Raw genomic sequence first — 7,032 nt, forward strand, 5'->3', positions numbered from 1 at the left:
ATCCCTATATTATTTTTTAGCTCGCGCTTAATACGCATATTTGACCCTTTTTATAAATCAATATCTATATAGGAATTATGCCAGAATGAGGGATGAAGTTCGTTAGTAAAATGAACCTAGCGTAAGATAACTTTATGAAATCTCTTACAGAAATCGAAGCAGCAATCACCCAACTTTCTGAAATTGAGACGCGTCAGCTTGCAGATTGGCTACAAACATACTTAGAAGATGCTTGGGACAAACAAATCGAAGCTGATGCTAAATTTGGTCGCTTAGATAAATTAATTCAGCTGGCTGAAGCTGATATCACCGCTAACCGCGTTAAACCACTCAATGAAGTCCTTGACAACTGCTGAATTTTGGCGTTTATATGCTGCACTACCGCCGGAAATTAAACAACGGGCAAAAAAGCTTATCGTCTGTGGATGAACAATCAATTTCATCGATCCCTACATTTTAAGAAAGTTGGCAATAACTTATGGTCTGCTCGAATCACGGGCGGATATCGAGCTTTAGCCTTGAAAAAGGGAGAAGATTTCTATTGGTTTTGGATCGGAACACACAATGAATACGATGTGTTAATTGGCTAAAACAAAAACGCAAAGATGCTCAATAACACCTTTGCGCCTTTGCTTCTTTGCGACTCTGCGCGAAATAAATCCTAAGAAGCTACAGCAGTAGAACGAGTACGCCGTCTTCTACCATCAGAAACATTAACAGCAGGTGCTGGAGGTCCATCAGGAACTTGCATCAACAAAGTTAAAGATGGTTGACATTGCAACTCTCGACGCAGAGAACGCTGCAATTCTTTTTCTAAAGTTACCTGCAAACCACCCCAATCTATATCATTTTGTCCGCTTCCCGTCACAAATTCTGACCAACGCACAGTAAGAATTTCCTCAATGCGTTGTTGTACCCATTTGAGTAAAAGCGATCGCTCAATACTCGTCACCACACCTTGGACATGAATTTCTGGTTTTGCCAAAAGTTTACCATTCCAGTCAATAGCAGCAGCAATGGTTACAAGCCCCTCAGAAGCCATACGTTGACGTTCTTGCAACACTTTTGAACTCACCATCCCTGAACTAGTAGTATCAACCAGTTCAATGCCTGATGGCACTTTACCAGCCACACGGATAGAGTCTTCTGTCAGTTCTATGACATCCCCATTCTGAATGATAATCATATTTTCAGCGGGAATACCCATACTCTGGGCGGTTTCCGAGTGCTTCACCAACATCCGGTGTTCACCGTGGAATGGTACAAAGAACTTGGGACGAGTTAAAGCAATCATCAGCTTTTGTTCTTCTTGACAACCGTGTCCAGAAACGTGAATACCTTTATCCCGTCCATAGACCACTTTTGCCCCTTGCATCATCAATTTGTCAATGGTATTAACCACCGCAATGGTATTACCAGGAATGGGGTTAGCGGAGAACACAACTGTATCTCCTTCCCGAATTTTAATGTGGGGGTGTTCTTTATTAGCAATCCGGGTCATAGCTGCCATGGTTTCACCCTGAGAACCAGTAGTGAGAATCAGCACATTTTCATCCGGCATTCCCCGCACAGTATGCAAGGGTTGGAATAGATTATCTTCGCATTTGATGTAACCTAAATTTCGGGCATGGGCAATCAAATTTAGCATCGAACGTCCCACAACTGAGACTACCCGGTTGTGTTTCCTAGCCAGTTGCAAAATCATGTTGATCCGATGCACGCTGGAAGCAAAGGTAGTGACAAATAAGCGCCCAGTGGCTTGAGAAAATACCCGATCAAGATTGGGAAAAACAGAACGTTCTGATGGTGTAAATCCTGGAACTTCGGCGTTAGTGGAATCACTTAATAAGCAAAGTACGCCTTTCTCTCCATGTTCTGCTAGGCGTTGCAGGTCAAACTTCTCGCCATCAACTGGGGTGTGGTCTATTTTAAAGTCGCCTGTATGGATAACTACACCTAGTGGGGTGTGAATAGCGACCGTAAAACTATCAGCGATGGAGTGGGTGTTGCGAATGTATTCGACAAAAAAGGCTTCACCAATGCGGACAACGTCACGGGGAAGGACTGTTCTTAATTCTGTACGATCTCGTACCCCGGCCTCTTCCAATTTGCCCTCTAGCATCGCCATTGCTAGTCTGGGTCCATAAATCACTGGGATGTCGAATTGCTTGAGGTGAAAAGCAATACCACCAATATGGTCTTCATGACCATGAGTAACAATCATGCCTTTAATTTTGTGGCGATTTTCCCGTAGATAGGTTGTATCCGGTAAAACGATATTAACCCCGTGCATTGCTTCTGTGGGAAAAGCCAAACCTGCGTCTAAGAGAATTATTTCATCGTTATACTCAAAAACACAAGTATTCTTACCTATTTCATGTAGTCCACCCAAAGGAATAATTTTTAGGGCAGCGTTATCTTCGTTTTTAGCCATTTTCTCCTTGATATTTTGTTAGTTGTTAATCAGTTGATAGTTAGCATTTTTGTATGAAATACAACATTAAATGCCTATTGAATTCAGTGTAAAAACCTTCAATGTTAACTTCAAATATCTAATCAATTTTTTCTTGAATAAATAAAAAGGAATTGACACTGTTTGCGTAGCGTCTCATAGAGAAGGATTCTTATATCTTGCAGTTATTGCTCAGTTAGAGGACAGATGTTTAAATTGCAGCTTACCAGCAATGATTACCATTTATTTATAAGTATCTTTGGAAACTAATATCTGGCTAGTATGCAACATATTGGCGCTCATAATAAACTAAGTTTATGCAACACTGCCTCTAACTTCTGACATATTTCTGTATCAGCTTCCCATAGTGGTGAACGCACTGAACCAACCTCCCAGCCTTGAAGTTTTAATGCTTGTTTAACAGGAATAGGATTTGTTGTTAAAAATAAAGCTTTAAACAATGGGAATAGTTGTAAATGAATCTCGGTTGCAACTTGAATTTTGCCTATATTAAAGGACGAAATCATCTGTTTTAGTTGATTACCGACCAGATGAGAAGCTACGCTGACTACACCCTTAGCCCCAATCGCTAACAGAGGCAAGGTTAAAGAATCATCTCCAGCGTAAATCTGAAATTCCTGTGGTGTCAAGCGGCGAATTTCACTAGCTTGGTCTAAGTTACCACTGGCTTCTTTAATGCCCACAATATTGTCGATTTGTGCTAACTGCACGACGGTTTCTGGACTCAGATTTTGACCAGTCCTCCCAGGAACATTATATAACAACATTGGTAGGTCTGGGCAGGCTTGGGCGATCGCCTGGAAGTGTTGATATAACCCTGCTTGGGGTGGTTTGTTGTAATAGGGGACAACTTGTAAAGAACCATGTACTCCTATTCTAGCTGCTTTTTGGGTGGCGGCGATCGCTTCGGTGGTGGAGTTAGAACCACATCCAGCAATTACCTGAGCTTTACCTGCTACAGCTTGCAACACCTCAACAAATAGCTGATACTCCTCATCCCAACTCAATGTAGGAGATTCACCTGTAGTCCCACACACAACTAATGTATCTGTACCATTGTCAACTAAATGTGCTGCTAATTTGCCTGCTACTTCATAGTTAACATTTCCGTCTGTTTTAAACGGCGTAATCATAGCCGTTAAAATTGTCCCAAAATCTCCCACCCTGTTTTCACTCCTGCTTTGTCATTAGTTATTAGTCATTAGTCATTAGTTATTAGTCATTAGTGAGGAGGTAGAAGAAAGTACGATTACACAATTCTTAATCCCCAATTCCCAATCTATACTGTTACCGATTTGAGTAGGTTTTTCTCTACTAATAATTCGGCAATTTGTACTGCATTTAAAGCCGCACCTTTACGGATTTGATCACCACACAGCCAGAGTTCTAAGCCACAAGGATGAGAAATATCCTGACGAATTCTCCCGACTAACACTTCATCCCGACCACTAGCTTCTATGGGCATGGGAAAATGATTTGTTTGCCAATCTTCTACTAATTTAACACCTGGAGAATGACTTAAAATTGCTCTCGCCTCATCTGGACTAAAAGGTGTTTCAAACTCTAGGTTAATTGCTTCTGAATGGGCGCGGAGTACGGGAACCCGTACACAAGTGGCAGTAATTCTGATTTCTTGACTACCAAATATTTTGCGAGTTTCGTTGACCATTTTGAGTTCTTCCTCACAATAGCCTAAATCTGTCATTGGGGAATTATGGGGAAATAAATTAAAGGCCAAGGGGTAAGGCAATACTTCCGCCACTGGTGGCTGTCCTTGTAATATAGCACTGGATTGGGTTTTAACTTCCTCCATGGCTTTTGCACCAGCACCACTAGCTGATTGGTAAGTAGCAGCTACAATCCGTTTGACTGGTTTTACTTGATGCAGTGGCCAGACTGCCAAGGTCATTAAAATTGTGGTGCAGTTAGGATTGGCAATAATGCCCTTGTGATTTGCTGCTGCGTGGGGATTCACCTCTGGGACTATCAAAGGCACATCTGGGTGCATACGGAAAGCACTAGAGTTATCTATGACTACTGCCCCTTTTGCCACAGCTATCTCAGCCCAGGTTTTGGATGTTCCACCCCCGGCACTAGCCAGCACTATATCAACATTATCAAAAGAGCGATCGCTGACTGCCTCAATTAAGATATTTTCTTCTTTAAACTTGAGGGTCTTGCCCGCACTTTTTGCTGATGCTAATAATTTTAAATCAGCCAGGGGAAAATTGCGGCTCTCTAGTAATTCTAGCAACTCTGTGCCTACAGCACCAGTCGCACCCAAAATAGCTACACGATAAGATTTTGACAAACTCGACTCCTCCTTCTAAGAGGTTAATAACATTTTCTGTAAAACGTAAAACTCAAAATATCTATAATAACGATCCTTAGCAATCCCAGGAATTTGCATATTTCATTAGCTATTCTCCTGATTTTAGTAGATAGATATCTATATTATCTAAAAACATTTATTATTTTACTTATAAACTGAATCTATAGTGAAAGCAAAGAAGAATCATTTTTTTCCATAACATAAGTTCACAGAATCACATTACTGGTATCATTTTCGATGATAGTTTACTATGTTAGAGCTACTATGTTGACAGGATATCACAGAGTGAGCAACCTGAGTAAAATTTTGCGCTCAATAGCCTCATTCTGATTTACAAACCTTCATAGCTAAGAATCAAGTTGGTTTTTAGGTTTTCGATGCCTGATAACTACTCAATTTTCAGAAATTAGCTTTGGAGATGCTATCAGTAAAGATATTGCAGTAAAGTTGATAGATGCTATCCATAATCAAAACCCTGCTCAGGATGTAGTCATGTTCAAGATATGCCATTATCAGCCAGAATATTATGATTGTGGCGGTTGTGGACAGATTCAAGACAGTGATTTAAATGCTGCTATTAATTGAAAAGAAGCGCCTGTAGACAGAGTACATGAGGCAAGTGTGGAATTTAGCCTGTGGACAAGAATCCGCTATCGGACTTGGTAGAAGCAGTCAGCTTGTAGAAGTTTTGTGTTGCACAAAACTTAATTCCCACTGTGAGACATCAAATTAAGAAAGCGGGAGAGCCGCTTTTTAAGTGTACTCTCAAAATGAAAACACCAAAAAACAGAGACAAAGCATGAAAGTTACCCAGGAAAAACTTGAAAAAAGCCAAATTGGACTAGAAATAGAGCTTACAGCGGAAATTACCAAACAAAAATACGAACAAGTCATTAAAAACTTAAGTGGTACTGTAAATATTCCTGGGTTTCGTAAAGGCAAAGTACCCCGGCAGATATTATTACAGCGCCTGGGTACAAGTCGTATCAAAGCAGCGGCACTGGAAGAACTAATTCCCGAAGGTATTGAGGAGGCTGTCAAACAAGAAGCCATCCCAGCCATTGGACAACCACGATTACGCTCCTCTTTTGATGATTTGATTAATAATTATCAACCAGGTCAGCCCCTGATGGTTTCTGCGTCTGTGGATGTAGAGCCAGAAATCAATCTTCAGCAGTATACGAATTTCCAAGTCAAAGCCGAGGAAATCAAGTATGACACCACAAAGGTGGATACGGTGTTAGACAAGGAACGGCAACAAATGGCCACCTTAATTCCCGTAGAAGGAAGAGCAGCCCAAATTGGTGATGTTGCTGTAGTTGATTTTAGCGGTGTGCTAACCAAAGCCGAAGGTGAGGACGAATCAACAGAACCTACACCCATTCCCGGTGGAGAAGCAACTGATTTCCAAGTGGAATTGCAAGAAGATAAGTTTATCCCTGGTTTTGTTTCCGGTATGATAGGCATGAATGCTGGAGAGACTAGAGAAATTGCGGCTCAGTTTCCAGACCCTTATGCCAGCCCAGAATTAGCAGGTAAGCCAGCACTGTTCACGGTGACGCTCAAAGAAATTAAGGAAAAAGAACTACCGGAATTGAATGATGACTTCGCTCAAGAAGTAAGTGATTTTGAGACTTTGGCAGAATTACGGGCTTCTTTAGAAACACGTTATCAAAAAGAAGCTGACGAGCAAACTAAAGCGAATAAGCAAGAAGCTTTGTTGGCAGAACTGCTCAAACACGTAGAAATTGAATTACCAGAAACTTTGATTGATAAAGAAGTCGATGCCATGCTGACACAAACAGCAATGAAATTGTCAGAGCAAGGACTAGACGTGAGAAAGCTGTTTACTCAAGATATTATTCCCCAATTGCGGCAGCGATCGCAACCAGAGGCAATTGAACGCATCAAGCGTTCTCTAGCTCTAGAAGAAATCGGTAAACGGGAATCTATCCAAGTGACAACTGAAGAAGTAGCAGCCAAAGTCAAAGAACTGTTAGAACAGTACGCTGATGAGGATATAGATGCAGTTAGACTGCAATCGGTAGTGGAAGCACAACTGGTAAATGAAAAAATCATAGATTGGCTGTTAGAGCATTCATCTGTGGAACTAGTCCCCGAAGGTTCTTTAAGTACCCCAGAAGAAACTGATTCAGAAGCTGAAAGCACTGAAGCTACTACTGAGGAAGCAGAAACCACCAGTCCTGAGTAAAGGTGACAGAGAATA

The 7,032-nt window shown here is 41.3% G+C and carries 5 protein-coding genes; 2 read left to right on the top strand and 3 right to left on the bottom strand.

The window, feature by feature from the left end; all coding sequences use genetic code 11:
* Positions 1 to 134 precede the first annotated feature (134 nt).
* Positions 135 to 356 carry a hypothetical protein gene (locus tag VB694_RS12195; RefSeq protein ID WP_323360587.1) on the top strand — a complete coding sequence of 74 codons (222 nt, stop codon included), beginning with the start codon at positions 135 to 137 and terminating at the stop codon, positions 354 to 356.
* A 305-nt stretch (positions 357 to 661) separates the two neighbouring features.
* Here VB694_RS12195 and VB694_RS12200 read toward each other — a convergent pair whose 3' ends face one another.
* The 3 genes from VB694_RS12200 to VB694_RS12210 all read right to left on the bottom strand — a co-directional run bounded on the left by VB694_RS12200 (position 662) and on the right by VB694_RS12210 (position 4,784).
* Positions 662 to 2,434 carry a ribonuclease J gene (locus VB694_RS12200; protein WP_323360588.1) on the bottom strand — a complete coding sequence of 591 codons (1,773 nt, stop codon included), beginning with the start codon at positions 2,432 to 2,434 and terminating at the stop codon, positions 662 to 664.
* Between the two features lie 317 nt (positions 2,435 to 2,751).
* Positions 2,752 to 3,636 (bottom strand): 4-hydroxy-tetrahydrodipicolinate synthase, encoded by an 885-nt coding sequence (gene dapA / locus VB694_RS12205; RefSeq protein ID WP_323360589.1) that lies wholly within the window; start codon positions 3,634 to 3,636, stop codon positions 2,752 to 2,754.
* A gap of 116 nt (positions 3,637 to 3,752) precedes the next feature.
* Positions 3,753 to 4,784, bottom strand: coding sequence for an aspartate-semialdehyde dehydrogenase (locus VB694_RS12210; RefSeq protein WP_323360590.1), 1,032 nt, complete (start codon positions 4,782 to 4,784; stop codon positions 3,753 to 3,755).
* Between the two features lie 820 nt (positions 4,785 to 5,604).
* Here VB694_RS12210 and tig point away from each other — a divergent pair.
* On the top strand, positions 5,605 to 7,017 hold the full coding sequence (gene tig / locus VB694_RS12215) for a trigger factor (protein ID WP_323360591.1): 1,413 nt from the start codon (positions 5,605 to 5,607) through the stop codon (positions 7,015 to 7,017).
* The last annotated feature ends 15 nt before the right edge of the window (positions 7,018 to 7,032 follow it).

The sequence above is a fragment of the Anabaena sp. UHCC 0451 genome, assembly GCF_034931405.1.
Taxonomy (GTDB): domain Bacteria; phylum Cyanobacteriota; class Cyanobacteriia; order Cyanobacteriales; family Nostocaceae; genus RDYJ01.

Bases quoted from the DNA above. Each gene is read 5' to 3' on its own strand.
- VB694_RS12195 (WP_323360587.1), top strand. From the start codon at position 135: ATGAAATCTCTTACAGAAATCGAAGCAGCAATCACCCAACTTTCTGAA.
- VB694_RS12200 (WP_323360588.1), bottom strand. From the start codon at position 2,434: ATGGCTAAAAACGAAGATAACGCTGCCCTAAAAATTATTCCTTTGGGT.
- tig (WP_323360591.1), top strand. From the start codon at position 5,605: ATGAAAGTTACCCAGGAAAAACTTGAAAAAAGCCAAATTGGACTAGAA.